Source organism: Flavobacterium arsenatis, assembly GCF_031456785.1.
GTDB classification, from domain to species: Bacteria; Bacteroidota; Bacteroidia; order Flavobacteriales; family Flavobacteriaceae; genus Flavobacterium; species Flavobacterium arsenatis.
Genome location: NZ_JAVDVI010000005.1, coordinates 166,395 through 183,168 on the forward strand (window position 1 = coordinate 166,395; position 16,774 = coordinate 183,168).

Below are 16,774 nucleotides of genomic sequence, written 5' to 3' on the forward strand. Positions count from 1 at the left end.
TCTTATTTTATCCAATTAATAAAAACCCCATCCAATTCCTCCGCCATCTTCTTCCGACTCCCCAAACCTTTCGCATGTTCCTCATTAAACCTAACCGTTTCCATCAAAAACTCCGTAATCAAAACCTCTTTCGGATGCAAATATTTCTCATCCTGATTGGCTTTAATAGCCTGTAATTCCAATATCTTTTCCTGTATCGGTAAAGGAGCAATCGGCAACAATTCTGCAAAAGCCACAGGCGGAAAACTGTTTCGTTCAATAATCCATTTTCCGGCTAATGCTGTTCTTAGGGCATAGAAATAACTTTTCAGTTTTACTTCTTCGGCCGTGCAAACCTCCATAAAGTTTTTGGTCGTACCCAGATAATGGTACAAACAGGCAATAGGCGAAAAGCAATCCTTGGCCAGCAAACGCATCTGCTCCAAAAAGGCATCGTCCTGATAATAAATCACAGGCGAATGCAACCACTCCAGCAAAGGTGCATTGGATTTTGCCAGCAACCTTACGGTTTTTCGTAAATCCCAACCCGAACCATCTAAATCGTCTTCGGTCATAAACTCAATCACATCGGTTTGTTCCCAAAGCGACAAGTAATAATTCAAATCATGCTTATAAATAAAACGAATATCATAATCGCTGTCTGGAGAAGCAAATCCCCAGGCACGGCTTCCCGACTCACAGGCAAAAAGAATTTCAACTCCTTTTTGCTCTTCTATCTCTTTTAATTTTTTTAGTATTTTATCTTTCATAATTAAATCAAATTTAACAAAAAAACAACCACAATTACATCAAATCTTCCAAACCCAAAAAATCACCCCTTTCAAGCACTTTTCTTCGGGTGTTGTTCGACACTCCTTCGCAACTTCTTCGCAAAAAGGGGTGTTTTTGCGAAGAGCTCTCGAACAACACTCGAACAACACCCGAAGAAAACCCTATCGAACAACTCAAAAAAGGGTCTTTTGCAACTTAAAATAATCTTTGAAAATGATACAATCAGTCGTGCAAAATTCAAAGCAAAAAATAGAATTTTAGATGGACTATAAAACACCACTTTTTTTATTCAATTTTTTAATTGCATTTAGCCACAACCATCTAAATTTTAAATATATTTGGAAAAAAAACGATGCTCCTAAAAACCAACACACTAGCAAAAATTACGCTTTCAATTGCAATCGCCTTTACCATGATGGCCTGTGAAGACCAAGACGATGAAATCCAGAATGCAGGTATTGAAGGAACCTACAAACTTACAACCTTTACGCTTTCGGCTCCCATAGATTACAACAACGACGGTGTAGCAACAACGAATTTGATTGAAGAAACGGGTTGCTATGACGCTTCAAATATCACACTTCTGCCAAATGGAAGTGCAGTCTTCAACATCCAATCTGTAGATATTGACTACATCCCTGAAGACGAAAATGGAAATCCTGCAACGGTGGTGGAATGCTATTTTGATGGGCCAGAAACAGCAAGCTATACTTCTTCCACTACTTTAGTCACTTTTAGCGTGGGTGAAGAGTCGATGAGCTTTACCAGAACTGGAAATACTTTAACGTATATCGTGGAAGGAGATGACAGTTTTTTTGGTGATGTGGTTTTGGTTTTTGAGAAGCAGTAAGGGAGAATTAAATCAAAAATTCCACAAATTCACACAAACAAAAAATTTGTGGAATCTGTGGAATCTGTAGAATCTGCGGTAAAAAAACAAATCCGAAGCATAGTTTTGGACTGCCTACTAAACGTAAGACAGTCCATTTGTTTTTATTTATAAAAAGATTATTTCTTCCCAATCCGATACAGCCTTCCCTCATCCGTAACGGCATATAAAGCACCGTCTTTTCCTTGCGTTATGTCGCGGAAACGTTGCCTTTCGTCCTTGAGCAGGCGTTCCTCACCTACTACTTTGTTGTTTTCAATGACCAGACGGGCAATATGTGTACTGCTCAATCCGGTAATAAACAGATTGTTGTTCCATTCCGCCAGTTCACTTCCAGTATAAAACGCCATACCGCTAGGCGACAATACAGGATCCCAGTAATAGACAGGCTGTTCCAGTCCTTCCTTTTGTCCGATATGCTGTCCAATTTTGTCACCACTGTATTCCATTCCGTATGTGATTATAGGCCAACCGTAATTCTTGCCGGGCTGAATCAGGTTCAACTCATCGCCTCCCAAAGGACCAAATTCATTTTCCCACAAATCACCCGTAACCGGATGAAAGGCCAATCCCTGAACGTTTCGGTGTCCATAACTGTAAATTTCAGGACGTGCATTTGGCGTGTTGGCAAACGGATTGCCTGATGCCGGCTTGCCATCCGTCGTGATACGGAGAATCTTTCCGTTGGCCGAATTGAGCTGTTGGGCCTGTGGTCGGGTTTCCTTGTCCGAGCGTTCCCCCGTACTGAAAATCAGATTTCCTTGCTTGTCAAATAATATTCTTGAGCCATAGTGAAGCGTACTTTTATGTCCCGGAGTAGCTCTGAAAATCACAACGACATTTTCTACTTTGCTTTCATCTGAGGCAAGTTTTCCTTTGGCTACAGCCGTAAGGTTACCTTCCTTCGTTTTTTCAGAATAGGTCCAATACACCATTTTATTGGTCTCGAAATTTGGGTCTATTGCCACACCTAACAAACCTCCCTGTCCAGAATCATTGACTTCGGGAAGTCCTTTTATTTTTTCAGAAACTTCACCACTAGCCGTTACAATTCGCATCGTGCCTCCTTTTTCGGTGACCAACAGCCTTCCGTCTGGCAAGGATGCAACACCCCAAGGTCGGTCGAGTTTGTCGGTAAGCATCTTGCCTTCGTAGGGCGTCTTGGTTTGAACACCTGCAATGCGGGTTTGCCCTGCAAAAGCTGGTTTGAGGTCGCTGTTGGGTTTTTCGGTTTCAACTGGTGCATTTGTTGTAGCGGCGGACTGTTCTTTGTCTGTTGCCTTGTTTTCAGTATTCTTGTTGCCACAAGCCGTCAGCACTAGGACAGCCATTGCAGTAGGAAAAATGTTTTTCATAGTTATTTGTATTTTATTTTCTGATTCATAGTTGTTTGATAAAAATTTTGATGTACTAGGGTGTTATTTAATGTACTATGTTTGCGAACTACCAGAATACTTTCTGATTGATCACGCAAAGTCGCCAAGACACAAAGGATCACTCTTAATGTCATTAAGTTAAGCGGTTTAGTTGTCAATTCCGACGAAGGAGGACATGAACGATAGTGAACTGGCGAAACAATCTCTGTTTGTTACTCTCGTTATTGAGATTCCTCCTTCGTCGGAATGACAAAATTGACCCTTAACATAATGACATTGAGCTCGCTCTTTGCGACTTCGTGGCTTTTCGAGAACAAAAATAATACTGATTTAATGGGGTAATACTAATTCTAATTTTAATCTTTCCTAAAGATAGTGATGAATTTGATAGTGGCAAAATGAATCTCTTTTAAAAGTAGCTTTTAACCTTTTAACCCTATAAACTTCATAACCTCTTAAACAAAGATTAAAAATCCCCATAATAAACCTGAAAACAAGGTAACTTCAAATCCTTTCGCCAAGTATCCACTACTTGGTTCCGGTCGTCCAGCACAAACTCAATAAAATAATTGCCCTTGATATGCTCATTGTAGATTTCCGTCTTGATAATCGAATCCTTTCGATTGTCCTTACTTTTCCGCATCAGTAAAACGTCAAAAACAATTTCGTGCGTCATCAGGAAGCGAAGGGTCGGTTCCCGATAGCGGTCTTCCCTACCCGAAACCAGCAGTATTTTATACCCAAGCTTTTTATAATTCTTGAGCAAATTTGCAACCGGGTCATTGATTAGGTCGTTGTCGCAGGTACTGGCATCAAAAGGATTCCGACCATTCATGAGCGCAAGCGTACCATCCAAATCACAAATAATGGCTTTCGGAAGGGCCGGGTTTTGTTGGCAATATTCCGGCATGTCCTTGTCAAAATGCTTTCTATTGGGTCTGTTGTGTTTTTGAGGGGAAAACGCTGTCATAAGTAATGCTAATAAGTACTCTAAAATACAACTTTTTTTCGAAAACAGTGCAAAATTCATCTTGCTACAACTAAAAAAGAGCCCTACCTTTGGGTAAAACAAGCCTGATGGAACTCCAAGAACGATTTGCCTCCCTGCTCCAAGCTATTGGTTTTTCCGAAAACGATACTGCGGTAAGATGGAACGAACTCAAAAAAGCCTACACCAAAAAGGAACGGCATTATCACAATATTACCCATCTGGTAGAAATGATTGCTTGTTACGAAACGTATAAAAATCAATTGCAATTTCCCAATGAATTGCTGTACAGTATTTTCTACCACGACATCATCTATAAAAGCACTCGAAAAGACAACGAACTCAAAAGTGCAGTACTGGCGGTAGGTTTGCTTCCGGATAACACTTCAATTAACAAGCAAGTTATTTTTGATATGATACTTGCCACAAAAGATCACATCAGTAAAGGTGTTGAAGATGAGAAATGGCTTATTGATTTTGATTTGAGAATCCTCGCAAAGGACTGGGAAGACTACCAAGTCTATTACAAACAAATACGAAAGGAATACAGCATCTACCCCGATTTCCTCTACAACCCTGGCAGAAAAAAAGCATTGGAAGATTTCCTCGAAAAAGATTTCATCTACCAAACCGAAAGCTTCAGAGAATTATTTGAAGCCAAAGCCAGAGAAAACATCAAAAAAGAAATCAAAGAGCTGTAAAACGAACCACTCATAACTAATGACGAGTCATACCCTTACTTCAAGTAGTAACTCCGTAGGTAAAGCATAGGAAAAGCGTAGTTGTAGTACCAAAAGAATTCCGTATTTTTACTTCAAACATACAATTACTTTTCCTTTACCCTAAAAAAAATTCATCTTTTACTATGCATGCATAGTATTTTTTTATTATCTTTGAAATCGTTATAGTTATATGAAAGACAAAACAATAGATTATATCTTGAGGGCAACTTGGCAAGCTGTTTCAAGAATGTACAACGAGGAAGCCTCAAAATACGGCGGAACAATGGCAACGGGTTTCGTTTTATTAAGCATTGACAAAGACAAGGGAACGCCATCAACAGCCTTGGGTCCTAAAATGGGAATGGAAGCCACAAGCCTCACCAGAACCCTCAAATCGATGGAAGAAAAAGGATTGATCATCAGAAAGAAAAATCCCGAGGACGGCAGAGGTGTTTTAATCTACCTCACCAAATTCGGAAAGGAAAACAGAGAGTTGTCAAAAAATACGGTGCTGAAGTTCAATGAAATCATCAGGCAGAATATTTCAGATGAAAAGTTGGAGCATTTTATGGAAGTTGCCGAAACCATCAACAACCTCATTACAGAGAAGAAAGTGTTTTAAAGCAGTAAATACAAAAGTATATCAAGGTCATAACGATTGACCTTTTAAACATATAAACGCATAAACTTATAAACAAACAAAAAATGAAACGACTGATTAAAAAAGTTGCGGTAATTGGTTCGGGAATCATGGGATCGGGCATCGCCTGTCATTTTGCCAATATCGGTGTAGAAGTCTTGCTTCTCGATATCGTGCCCCGTGAACTCACCGAAGCAGAACAGAAAAAAGGATTGACGCTGGAAAGCAAAGTGGTTCGAAACAGAGTGGTCAACGAGCATTTGGCAAATGCCTTGAAGTCGAAGCCCTCTCCTATTTACCACCAAAAGTTCGCCAGCAGGATTACAACTGGCAATACTACAGATGATTTGGCCAAAATTGCCAATGTAGATTGGATCATCGAAGTCGTAATCGAAAGACTGGACATCAAAAAACAAGTCTTTGAACAGATTGAAAAATACAGAAAACCGGGTACCTTAATTACATCCAACACTTCTGGAATTCCAATCCATTTCATGAGTGAAGGAAGAAGCGAAGACTTCCAACAGCACTTCTGCGGAACGCATTTCTTTAATCCGGCACGATATCTAAAATTGTTCGAAATTATTCCTGGTCCAAAAACATCAACAGAAGTATTGGATTTCTTGAATGAATATGGAGAAAAGTTCCTAGGAAAGACTTCGGTCGTAGCCAAAGACACTCCGGCATTTATCGGAAACCGTATTGGTATTTTCGGAATAATGAGCATGTTCCACCAAGTGAAGGAATTAGGACTGACCATTGAAGAAGTGGATAAACTGACAGGTCCAGTCATTGGCCGACCAAAATCGGCTACTTTCAGAACGGTGGATGTGGTAGGATTGGATACTTTGGTGCACGTTGCCAACGGAATCTATGAGAACTGTCCCGAAGACGAAGCACATGAATTGTTCAAGCTTCCAGATTTCATCAGCAAAATGATGGAAAACAAATGGCTGGGAAGCAAGACTGGACAAGGATTTTACAAAAAAGTGGATAAAGACATCTTGTCTTTAGATTTAGATACTTTAGAATACAGAAGTGCCAAGAAAGCTTCTTTTGCAACTTTAGAATTAACTAAAACCATTGACAAGCCAATCAATCGCTTCAAGGTTTTGGTAAAAGGAACAGACAAGGCGGGAGAATTCTACAGAAAAAACTTCACAGGAATGTTCGCTTATGTGGCCAACAGGGTTCCTGAAATCACAGAAGATTTATACAAGATTGACGATGCGATGAAAGCCGGTTTTGGATGGGAAAATGGTCCGTTTGAAATCTGGGATGCCATCGGTGTTGAAAAAGGAATCGAATTGATGAAAGCCGAAAATCTGGAACCTGCAACTTGGGTGACAGAAATGCTGGCTTCTGGAAACAAATCGTTCTACACAATTAAAGACGGAGCTACTTATTATTATGATATTGCTTCAAAATCTCAAAAGAAAATTCCGGGACAAGATTCATTTATCATTTTGAATAATATCCGCGAAAGCAAAAAGGTTTGGAGCAACTCAGGTGCTGTAATCACTGATTTAGGTGACGGCATCTTAAACCTTGAATTCCAGTCTAAAATGAATACCATCGGTGGCGATGTATTGCAAGGAATCAACAAGGCAATCGACTTGGCCGAAAAAGAATATGCAGGTTTAGTTATTGGAAATCAGGCGGCGAATTTCTCTGTTGGAGCCAACATCGGAATGATTTTTATGATGGCTGTTGAGCAAGAATATGATGAATTGAATATGGCCATCAAATTGTTCCAAGACACGATGATGCGTGTTCGTTATTCAGGAATCCCAGTCGTAGTCGCTCCACACGGAATGACTTTGGGTGGCGGTTGCGAGATGAGTATGCACGCCGATAAGGTTGTCGCTGCCGCAGAAACGTATATTGGCTTGGTAGAATTCGGTGTCGGAGTAATTCCTGGCGGTGGTGGTTCTAAAGAAATGGCGTTGAGAGCATCGGATTTATTCCGCAAGAATGACGTGGAATTGAATGTTTTGCAAGAATATTTCCTAACGGTAGCGATGGCAAAAGTTTCGACTTCTGCACACGAAGCTTTCGATTTAGGCATCTTGCAACACGGAAAAGACATCGTAGTCATCAACAAAGACAGACAGATTGCCGAGGCTAAAAAACAAGCATTGATTTTAGCAGAAGCTGGATATACACAGCCTATCAGAAGAAAAGATGTAAAAGTTTTAGGCAAGCAAGCCTTGGGAATGTTCTTAGTTGGAACCGACCAAATGCAAGCGGGAAGCTATATCTCTGAACACGACAAGAAAATTGCAAACAAACTAGCCTATGTTATGGCAGGAGGCGATTTATCAGAAGCCACGTTAGTAACAGAACAATATTTATTGGATCTGGAAAGAGAGGCATTCTTGTCACTTTGTACAGAGAGAAAAACTTTGGAAAGAATTCAATTTATGTTGACGAAAGGGAAGCCGTTAAGAAATTAGTATTAAGATTTGAGTATTAAGACAATTAAGATAACATTTTAGCCATGCATAATTTCGAGAAGCTGAAGATTTGGCAAAAAGCAATGGACATAGCAGTTGGAGTTTATCAAGTTTCCTCGCTTTTGCCGAATGATGAAAATTCAATTTGATTCATCAGATTAAGAAATGTGCAGTTTCAATCCCTTCCAACATAGCAGAAGGTTCAGGAAGAAATCATAATAAAGAATTCATTCAGTTTTTAAGAATCGCAAACGGCTCAACATTTGAATTGATTACACAACTAATTTTAGCCAAACGGTTAAAATTAGCAAGTGAAGAAATAGTACAACCAATCATTAATCAGCTAGTCGAAGTTTCAAATATGAATTTCGCCTTTCAAAAAACATTAAACACAACAAAATAATAAAGACAAAGATTAAAAGTCTTAATTCTTAATACTCCAATCTTAATACCAATACAACCAAAGATTGAAAGTCTTAATACTTAATACTCTAATCTTAATACTCATAAATTATGAAAACAGCCTATATAGTAAAAGCATACAGAACCGCAGTTGGAAAAGCTCCAAAAGGAGTATTCAGATTCAAACGTCCCGACGAATTAGCAGCCGAAACCATTCAATATATGATGAATGAACTGCCTGATTTTGACAAGAAAAGAATAGACGACGTAATGGTCGGAAATGCAATGCCCGAAGCCGAACAAGGTTTGAACGTGGCTAGATTAATTTCCTTAATGGGATTGAAAATCGATGACGTTCCCGGTGTTACAGTAAACCGTTATTGTGCTTCGGGATTGGAAACTATCGCAATGGCAACTGCAAAAATCCAATCAGGGATGGCAGATTGTATTATCGCTGGTGGTGCCGAAAGCATGAGCTTTATCCCAATGGGAGGCTACAAACCAACTCCTGATTATGCCGTAGCAAAAGAAGGCCACGAAGATTATTATTGGGGAATGGGATTGACAGCGGAAGCCGTTGCAAAACAATTTAATGTTTCTCGTGAAGACCAGGATCAATTCGCTTTCAACTCACACCAAAAAGCTTTGAAAGCACAAGCAGAAGGTAAATTCGATAAGCAGATTGTTCCGATTACTGTAGAGCAAACGTATATCGATGAAAACGGAAAGAAAGCGACAAAATCGTATGTTGTTTCTAAAGATGAAGGTCCAAGAGCCGATACAAACTTAGAAGCATTAGCTAAACTAAGACCTGTTTTTGCAGCTGATGGAAGCGTTACAGCAGGAAGTTCTTCACAAATGAGCGATGGTGCTGCTTTTGTAATGGTTATGTCAGAAGATTTGGTAAAAGAATTAAACCTGGAACCGATAGCAAGAATGGTAAGTTATGCTGCCGCTGGAGTTGAACCAAGAATTATGGGAATCGGACCCGTGAAAGCAATTCCAAAAGCATTGAAACAAGCTGGAATGTCTTTAAAGGATATAGAGTTATTTGAATTAAACGAAGCTTTTGCATCTCAATCTTTGGCAGTTGTCAGAGAATTAGGGATCAACCCAGAAATTGTAAATGTGAATGGTGGAGCAATCGCACTTGGGCATCCACTAGGTTGTACAGGAGCTAAACTTTCTGTTCAATTATTTGATGAAATGAAACGCAGAGGAAACAAATATGGTATTGTAACGATGTGTGTGGGTACTGGCCAAGGTGCTGCAGGGGTTTATGAAATGTTGTAACTAGCTCCTGCCTTTTGTCATTCTGACGAAGGAAGACACGAGCGATAGCGAACTGGCGAAGCAATCTCCGTTACAATTTGAAATACTTGTGAAGATTCTTCCTTCGTCAGAATGACAAGATTGAGAAATTGGATTATAAATTACTTAGAAACAAAAAAACTAAACATAATAAGAAATGGCTGATACAATCGAAAAACAAGTTACACGAGGTGGTCAATTCCTTGTAAAAGAAACAAAAAGCGAAGACATCTTTACTCCAGAAGATTTTTCGGAGGAGCAATTGATGATGAAACAGATGGTCAAGGAATTTGTGGACAAAGAGATCTGGCCGAACAAAAACCGCTTTGAAAACAAAGACTACGCTTTCACCGAAGAGTGTATGAAAAAAGCAGGCGAATTGGGACTTCTAGGAGTTGCAGTTCCAGAAGAATATGGCGGACTCGGAATGGGATTTGTTTCCACGATGCTCGTTTGCGATTATATTTCGGGAGCAACAGGTTCGTTCTCGACAGCATTTGGAGCTCATACCGGAATTGGGACAATGCCAATTACCCTTTATGGTACCGAAGAACAAAAGAAAAAATATGTTCCAAAATTAGCTTCTGGCGAATGGTTCGGAGCCTATTGCTTGACAGAACCTGGAGCGGGTTCGGATGCTAATTCTGGAAAAACAAAAGCCGTTCTATCAGAAGACGGAACACATTACAAAATCACAGGACAAAAAATGTGGATTTCTAATGCAGGCTTCTGCAGTGTTTTCATTGTGTTTGCAAGAATTGGAGATGACAAAAACATTACCGGTTTTATCGTAGAAAACGATCCTTCAAACGGAATTTCGATGAACGAGGAAGAGCATAAATTAGGAATCCGTGCCTCCTCTACCCGTCAGGTTTTCTTCAGCGACACGAAAGTTCCGGTTGAAAATATGCTTTCTGAAAGAGGAAATGGTTTTAAAATAGCAATGAATGCTTTGAATGTGGGTCGTATCAAATTAGGTGCCGCCTGTTTGGATGCACAAAGGAGAGTAACTTCTGGAGCAATAAAATATGCAAACGAAAGAATCCAATTCAATACTGCAATTTCAAATTTTGGAGCCATCCGTGCTAAAATTGCCGAAATGGCAACTTCCTGTTATGCTGGCGAAAGTGCTTCCTACCGTGCTGCAAAAAATGTTGAAGAACGAATTGAAGCAAGAGTGGCAAACGGCGAAAGCCATCAAGATGCAGAATTGAAAGGTGTTGAGGAATTTGCCATTGAATGTTCTATTTTAAAAGTAGCGATTTCAGAAGATATCCAAAATTGTTCGGATGAAGGAATCCAAATTCTTGGAGGAATGGGCTTTTCTGAAGATACTCCGATGGAAAGTGCTTGGAGAGATGCCCGAATTGCCAGAATCTATGAAGGTACAAACGAAATCAACCGTATGCTTTCGGTAGGAATGCTGGTAAAGAAAGCCATGAAAGGTCACGTTGATTTGTTAGGTCCAGCGATGAAAGTACAGGAAGAATTGATGGGAATTCCTGATTTCAATACACCTGATTTCTCAGAATTATTTGCAGAAGAGAAAGGAATAGTAGCTAATTTAAAGAAAGTATTTTTGATGGTAGCTGGTGCCGCGGTTCAAAAATATGGTCCGGATTTGGATGCTCACCAGCAATTATTGATGGCCGCTTCTGATATCCTGATTGAAATCTATATGGCGGAATCGGTGATTTTGAGAACCGAGAAATTGGCAAAATCAAAAGGTGCTGAAAACGTAAAAGAGCAAATTGCAATGGCACAATTGTATCTGTACAAAGCAGTTGACATCGTGAACTCTAAAGGAAAAGAAGGAATTGCTTCGTTCTCTGAAGGCGATGAACAACGCATGATGCTGATGGGATTGAAACGTTTTACAAAATATACCAACCTTCCTAATGTTGTTGGTTTGCGTGAAACGATTGCATCAAAATTGATTGCCGAAAATGAATATTGCTTCTAGAATTTTTTAGTAGGTTTAATATAGTTTGTAATGAAAAAACCGTCTCGTTAAATTTAACGAGACGGTTTTGTTTATAATAGAAAGTGCTTATTATAGCGGTTTTCTACCTTGAATAACTCTTAGCAATACAATAATGATTGCGATTACTAATAGAATGTGGATTAATCCTCCAGTGGCAATTCCAGCTCCAAGAACTCCGAAGAATCCCAATGCCCAAATGATTACCAAAATAACTGCGATTGTGTAAAGTAAATTTCCCATAACTTTAAATTTTATTGGTTTTAGTTTTGATTTTTTAATGCATTTTATTGCATCATTTTAATACTACTAAATTATACTATTACTACAGTTTTCTTTTTACAGTATTAACTTTTAATGTTACAGAATTAGACCACTTAATTCATCACCGCATATTTTCTTTCAAATCGCATCATGGCAACATCACCCGTAAGCAACGTTAGCGTCTTGCCATCCTCGCTGATCGAATAGCCATTTATTTTCTGAAGGGTATTCATATAAGTACTCTCCCCTGCACCTTCGCAGAACATTTTGGTAGAAACCATACCACTTTCGTTAAAAGTAATCTTGCTGGCCTCTGCCTTGAAGGAACCAGAGTAATTGTTGCAACTGTTTTTTCCCACTACCAGATTTTCGTTGATATTGAAGGTGATGTTGGGTTTCTCATTCGGATACAAACCATCAAATGCAATCCTCGGTCCTGAAATATACGTCAGTTCCCAATTTCCCTCTAATGATTGAGAGCCACTTGGTACAACTGCTTTCTTAGAGTTGCAGGAAGTCAAAAGTCCTAAAGTAATGGACAATAGTAAAATAAGCTTTTTCATAATGTTGTTTGTTTTTATGTTTATCTGATAAATCTATTTCTTAAAATTACATCTTTTTAAATGAAAGAGTTTTAAAATAAATACAAATTTTGGATTCCTTGAAATAGATTTCTACTTTCGTAAAAAACTAATACAAACGATATGAAAATACTTGGCATAGGCTCCAGAATAAACCATCCAGAATATGGGAAAGGTGTTGTTACAAATGTTTCAACCAAAGAATATTGGGTTACGTTTATAGAAAACGGACTAGAAACCATCGCTTTAAACAGTGAATTTGAAGTGATTGAAGCGGCAGAGAACGAAGTGGACACCATTAGTTTTTATGATGTTGAAACGAGCCTGAAAAAGATCTTGAGAAAATGGTCGGATGTGACGGAAATAGTTCCAATTGCCGATAAATGGAAAGGTGGCAATCTGGTTTTAGCACCCGGACAAGCAGGCGTTCAAGGAAAAGAAGTTCCAATTGATACCTTCTTCAATAAAATTGTGATGGTTCGCGACCGATTGAGGGTGATGGAACAAAAGATAAACGCCAGCAACTTGGACAACAGTGAGAAGGTTGATCTGCAGCAATACATCACCAGAATTTATGGCAGTCTCACTACTTTTAATGTATTGTTTAAATCGAACTCCGATTATTTTGTTGGAGAAAAATCAAAGTAATACTTGAATAGAATTTAAATTAAAGCTTCTATTATATTGTTTTAGAAGCTTTTAATTTTAAGCAATATTTCAAACAAAAAGTGTTTTGCAAATACCTATAAAAAAACGACCCCCCGATAAAATCGAAGGGTCGTTCACCAAAAACAATTAAAACATAATCTTTATAAAAAAATACATTTATAGGGATATTAATGTATCTAGTTACGTCCAATTAGGTTTATCTACAAAACAAAAATGTACGTTTCAAATGCTTAATCAATTGGCCTTCTGCCTTGAATAAGTCTAAATAGTATTGCGATTACCGCAATTACCAACAACAGGTGAATAATGCTTCCTGTAACCAATCCTCCAAGGAATCCAATTGCCCAGATGATTACTAAAATTACTGCTATCGTGTATAATAAATTTCCCATGGTGTTGTGTTTTATTTGTTGGTTTATCTATTACAAAGTTGGCTTTTTAGTGCCTCTAATTTGTTATAGAATATTTTCAAAAAGTTATAAGATTAATTGTTGGGCTTATTTTCTTCTACAGGTTCTATCTCGAAAATTTCCTTCTGGATTTCTACGGCATAATCATTTGGGATGATTTTTTTGCCATACATTCGGGCATAAACCTTTGTAAACTCTGCTCCAAAGTATAATATAATGGCTGAATAATAGACCCAAACCAAGATGATCACCACCGAACCTGCCGCTCCATAAACTGTTGCAACAGTTGAATTTCCTAGATAGAATCCAATGGCAAATTTACCTATCATAAAGAAAACCGATGTAAAACTGGATCCAATCAGGGCATCTTTCCAGGCGATATCGCCATCGGGCAAAGTTTTGAAGATGATAGAAAACAATATGGTTGTGCTTGCAAATAAAATCAGGATATTAAGGATGTAAAAAAGGTAAACCGTTGCGTCTGGAAAATACAATACCAATCTTGCATTCAAGACATCCATTACAGTATTGACAGTCAAGCTGACCAATAACAGGAATCCAACTGCTGCTATCATTGAAAAGGACATCAATCTGTTTTTTATAAATTTCATGATTCCCTTGTTTGGTTTTGCCTTTAATCCCCATATAAAATTGATGGAACTTTGTATCTCTGCAAAAACCCCAGATGCTCCAATGAGCAACATGACACCTCCAAAGACGGCTGCAAAAATGTTACTGTCTGAAAGCTCGATGTTCTTGATGGTTTCTTGAATTTGAATGGCTGCATCGTTCCCAACCATTCCGTTTATTTGTCCGAAAAATTGGCCACTAACGGCGTCTTTTCCGAAGAAAATTCCACAAATGTATAAAATGATGATGCACAAAGGCGGTAATGAAAAAATGGTATAATAGGATAACGAAGCACTAAGTTTGATTGCATTATCTGTATCAAATTCGGTAAAAGTAGATTTTAATAATCCCCAGGATTTCTTGAACAGTGTTTTTCTTTTCATGTTGTAAAGGTTTTACGCTGTAAAAATAAATATTAGACCACAGGAATACATTACACAATAAAAAATTATAGTTATAAGATTTTTACTTCTAAAACAATTATATCATTCCTGATTTTTTTGAATATGGGCAAAAATCACTTCGAACAATTCAGTAGGGCTAAATGGTTTTATGACCACATCGTCTATGCCTGATTCGGTAGCCTTTTTTAAAACTTCATTCTTATCGAAAGCTGTTAAAGCAATGATTGGAATTTTCATTCCCAGGTTTCTGATGTTTCTAGCTGTTTCATACCCATCAATGATAGGCATATTGATGTCCATCAGGATAGCGTCGAATGTTTCCTGCTGTACAATTTCTATAGCTTCATGTCCGTTGTCAACGATTTTGCAGGTATGCTTTTGCCTTTCGATAACTTTTTGTGTCACCATTTGGTTGATTTTGTTGTCTTCTACAACTAAAATATGCAGGTTAGAAATTGGTTGTTTCATCTTTTTTGATGGTTGCACTTTTTCTACAGCCAGTTCAAAACCAATTGTAAAGGTAAACTGTGTGCCTTTGTTCTCCTGACTTTCAACTTCAATTTTGCTTTCAAAAAGTTCAATGAGCCTTTTTACAATCGTTAGTCCGAGACCGGTTCCTTGATAATCGCCACTTCTTCGATCGAGCTGCACAAACTTCTCGAAAATCTTCTCTTGGTTTTCTTTGGTAATACCTACACCGTTATCCTTTACTTTGAAGGTAATAAAATAAACATCGCCTTCAATCCTATCCAACAGGACAATAATCTTTACTTCTCCCTTCAATGTGAATTTGAGTGCATTACTGATAAGGTTCATCAAAATTTGCGACAAACGCAATTCATCGCCAATGAGGTATTTAGGAATTCTTGGATCTAATTCAACTGTAAGTGTGTTTTCATTTCCATCGGCAATAAAATGGAGCGAGTTTTTGATGGTATTGATTTCTTCTTTCAAATTGAATACACTGTTTTCCAAGACGATTTTGTTTTCTTCCATCTTGCTGATCTGCAAAATATCGTTGACCAAAGCCAAAAGATACCTTGCCGAAAACCGCAACGAATGCAAATGGTTGTTGTTGACCAATTTTTTATGTTCTTCCAGAATAATACTTGCAATACCCACCACTCCATAAAGAGGTGTCCTTAATTCATGGCTGACAGTTGATATGAATTGATTTTTTAGTTCGGCATTTTCCTCTGCTTTCTTGTTGGCAAGTGTTAGTTCCTCATTGGCTTTTGTGAGTTCGGCATTGAGTTTTTTTCTCAATTTGTTGCTTTTATAAAAAGTATAGAGCAATAACAGCATAACAATCAAAATAACAAACATCAGCAAGCTCACCGTTTTGGTTATGGATATTTTTTCCTGCTGTGTGGCATTCTCTACTTCAATGCGTTCAAACTGGCTTTTATATTCGTCGAGTTCAATTTCTATGGCATATTTTTCAAGGCTTTGCAGTTTTTTTTCTGAAAAAAGTGTGTCGTTAACCGCTTTTCGCTTTTTTTCATATACAAATGCCAACTTCGGTTGGTTGTATTTTTTATAATGCTCTGAAAGGTTTTCGTATACATCCATAACCAAGCCGTCCATTTGCTCTTTTTTTCCAATTTTTAACGCCTTGAAAAAAAAGTCCTCTGCTAGCTCGTTTTGCCCTTGGCTGCTGTAGTAAACACCAAGACAGTTAAACAGGTAGAATTTCCCTTCTGCATCGCCTTTATTCTCAAAATATGACCTGATTTGGCTCAAGTATTCATACCCTATATCAAAATCATCATAGGAAAAATAAGCATTGGCAAGGTTCAGTTTCGTATAGGCAATTTCCGTACTGTCTTTGATCTTTTCTGCATAGAAAAGGGATTTCTTGTAGTAGGCAATTCCCTTTTTGACATCAATTTTATTATAATAGTAGGCACTTCCCAAATTGCTGTAGACCCAATCCTTCAAGGAATCATTTTCTGTTTTATTGGCATATTTCAGGGCCTTGTCATAAAACTCGATTGCCCTTTTGGATTGAGAAAAATCATCGTAGATAACACCAATAGAGTTATATGAATGTGCTATCAGATAGGGGTCATTGATTTTGAAAGATCTCACAAGAGCCTGTTTGGAAAGCTCCAATGACTTTTCGTAATTGTCTTTCCTGTAATGCACACCTGCTTCTATAATTTGCTTTTCTATACTCTTCCTTTCACGCTCTGGTGTTTGGGAGTATAAAAAGGAGATTGCAAAAAATAACAGTGTGGTAATGAATCTTTTCACTTCAGCAAAATTTCGAATGAAAAT

General features: G+C 38.2%; 16 protein-coding genes. 8 read left to right on the forward strand and 8 right to left on the reverse strand.

Annotated elements, in window-relative coordinates; genetic code table 11:
* Window positions 1–2: 2 nt before the first annotated feature.
* The gene (locus J2X31_RS07310) at window positions 3–749 is read right to left on the reverse strand and encodes a nucleotidyltransferase domain-containing protein (RefSeq protein ID WP_310025642.1); all 747 of its coding nucleotides are present in this window, start codon (window positions 747–749) and stop codon (window positions 3–5) included.
* 374 nt (window positions 750–1,123) lie between these two features.
* Here J2X31_RS07310 and J2X31_RS07315 point away from each other — a divergent pair, with 374 nt between their 5' ends.
* Window positions 1,124–1,621 (forward strand): hypothetical protein, encoded by a 498-nt coding sequence (locus J2X31_RS07315; protein ID WP_310025643.1) that lies wholly within the window; start codon window positions 1,124–1,126, stop codon window positions 1,619–1,621.
* 158 nt (window positions 1,622–1,779) lie between these two features.
* On the opposite strand, the gene J2X31_RS07320 is transcribed toward J2X31_RS07315, so the two are convergent.
* On the reverse strand, window positions 1,780–3,015 hold the full coding sequence (locus tag J2X31_RS07320) for a PQQ-dependent sugar dehydrogenase (RefSeq protein WP_310025644.1): 1,236 nt from the start codon (window positions 3,013–3,015) through the stop codon (window positions 1,780–1,782).
* A gap of 487 nt (window positions 3,016–3,502) precedes the next feature.
* Window positions 3,503–4,006, reverse strand: a complete 504-nt coding sequence (locus J2X31_RS07325) for a phosphatase domain-containing protein (RefSeq protein ID WP_310025645.1) — start codon at window positions 4,004–4,006, stop codon at window positions 3,503–3,505.
* A 107-nt stretch (window positions 4,007–4,113) separates the two neighbouring features.
* Between J2X31_RS07325 and J2X31_RS07330 the strand changes: the two genes are divergently transcribed.
* From J2X31_RS07330 to J2X31_RS07355, 6 genes are all read left to right on the forward strand, one after another.
* Entirely contained in the window at window positions 4,114–4,725 is a 612-nt protein-coding gene (locus J2X31_RS07330) for an HD domain-containing protein (RefSeq protein WP_310025646.1), read from the forward strand.
* Between the two features lie 211 nt (window positions 4,726–4,936).
* The gene (locus J2X31_RS07335; RefSeq protein ID WP_310025647.1) at window positions 4,937–5,368 is read left to right on the forward strand and encodes a MarR family winged helix-turn-helix transcriptional regulator; all 432 of its coding nucleotides are present in this window, start codon (window positions 4,937–4,939) and stop codon (window positions 5,366–5,368) included.
* Between the two features lie 83 nt (window positions 5,369–5,451).
* On the forward strand, window positions 5,452–7,842 hold the full coding sequence (locus J2X31_RS07340) for a 3-hydroxyacyl-CoA dehydrogenase/enoyl-CoA hydratase family protein (protein WP_310025648.1): 2,391 nt from the start codon (window positions 5,452–5,454) through the stop codon (window positions 7,840–7,842).
* A gap of 145 nt (window positions 7,843–7,987) precedes the next feature.
* Window positions 7,988–8,245, forward strand: coding sequence for a four helix bundle protein (locus J2X31_RS07345; protein ID WP_310025649.1), 258 nt, complete (start codon window positions 7,988–7,990; stop codon window positions 8,243–8,245).
* Window positions 8,246–8,355: 110 nt separating this feature from the next.
* Entirely contained in the window at window positions 8,356–9,537 is a 1,182-nt protein-coding gene (locus J2X31_RS07350) for an acetyl-CoA C-acyltransferase (protein ID WP_310025650.1), read from the forward strand.
* A 175-nt stretch (window positions 9,538–9,712) separates the two neighbouring features.
* Window positions 9,713–11,518 carry an acyl-CoA dehydrogenase FadE gene (locus J2X31_RS07355; protein WP_310025652.1) on the forward strand — a complete coding sequence of 602 codons (1,806 nt, stop codon included), beginning with the start codon at window positions 9,713–9,715 and terminating at the stop codon, window positions 11,516–11,518.
* A 90-nt stretch (window positions 11,519–11,608) separates the two neighbouring features.
* Here the strand turns inward: J2X31_RS07355 and J2X31_RS07360 are convergent, their stop codons facing one another.
* Window positions 11,609–11,779 carry a lmo0937 family membrane protein gene (locus J2X31_RS07360; protein WP_310025653.1) on the reverse strand — a complete coding sequence of 57 codons (171 nt, stop codon included), beginning with the start codon at window positions 11,777–11,779 and terminating at the stop codon, window positions 11,609–11,611.
* A 134-nt stretch (window positions 11,780–11,913) separates the two neighbouring features.
* Window positions 11,914–12,363 carry an META domain-containing protein gene (locus J2X31_RS07365; RefSeq protein WP_310025655.1) on the reverse strand — a complete coding sequence of 150 codons (450 nt, stop codon included), beginning with the start codon at window positions 12,361–12,363 and terminating at the stop codon, window positions 11,914–11,916.
* A gap of 141 nt (window positions 12,364–12,504) precedes the next feature.
* Between J2X31_RS07365 and J2X31_RS07370 the strand changes: the two genes are divergently transcribed.
* Entirely contained in the window at window positions 12,505–13,029 is a 525-nt protein-coding gene (locus tag J2X31_RS07370) for a DUF8685 domain-containing protein (protein WP_310025658.1), read from the forward strand.
* Between the two features lie 251 nt (window positions 13,030–13,280).
* Here J2X31_RS07370 and J2X31_RS07375 read toward each other — a convergent pair whose 3' ends face one another.
* The 3 genes from J2X31_RS07375 to J2X31_RS07385 form a co-directional block, all read right to left on the reverse strand.
* Entirely contained in the window at window positions 13,281–13,442 is a 162-nt protein-coding gene (locus J2X31_RS07375; protein ID WP_310025660.1) for a lmo0937 family membrane protein, read from the reverse strand.
* A gap of 92 nt (window positions 13,443–13,534) precedes the next feature.
* Window positions 13,535–14,473, reverse strand: coding sequence for a YihY/virulence factor BrkB family protein (locus J2X31_RS07380; RefSeq protein WP_310025661.1), 939 nt, complete (start codon window positions 14,471–14,473; stop codon window positions 13,535–13,537).
* A 102-nt stretch (window positions 14,474–14,575) separates the two neighbouring features.
* A complete protein-coding gene (locus J2X31_RS07385) occupies window positions 14,576–16,750 on the reverse strand; it encodes a tetratricopeptide repeat-containing hybrid sensor histidine kinase/response regulator (RefSeq protein WP_310025663.1) in 2,175 nt (724 codons plus the stop codon).
* Between the last annotated feature and the right edge of the window lie 24 nt (window positions 16,751–16,774).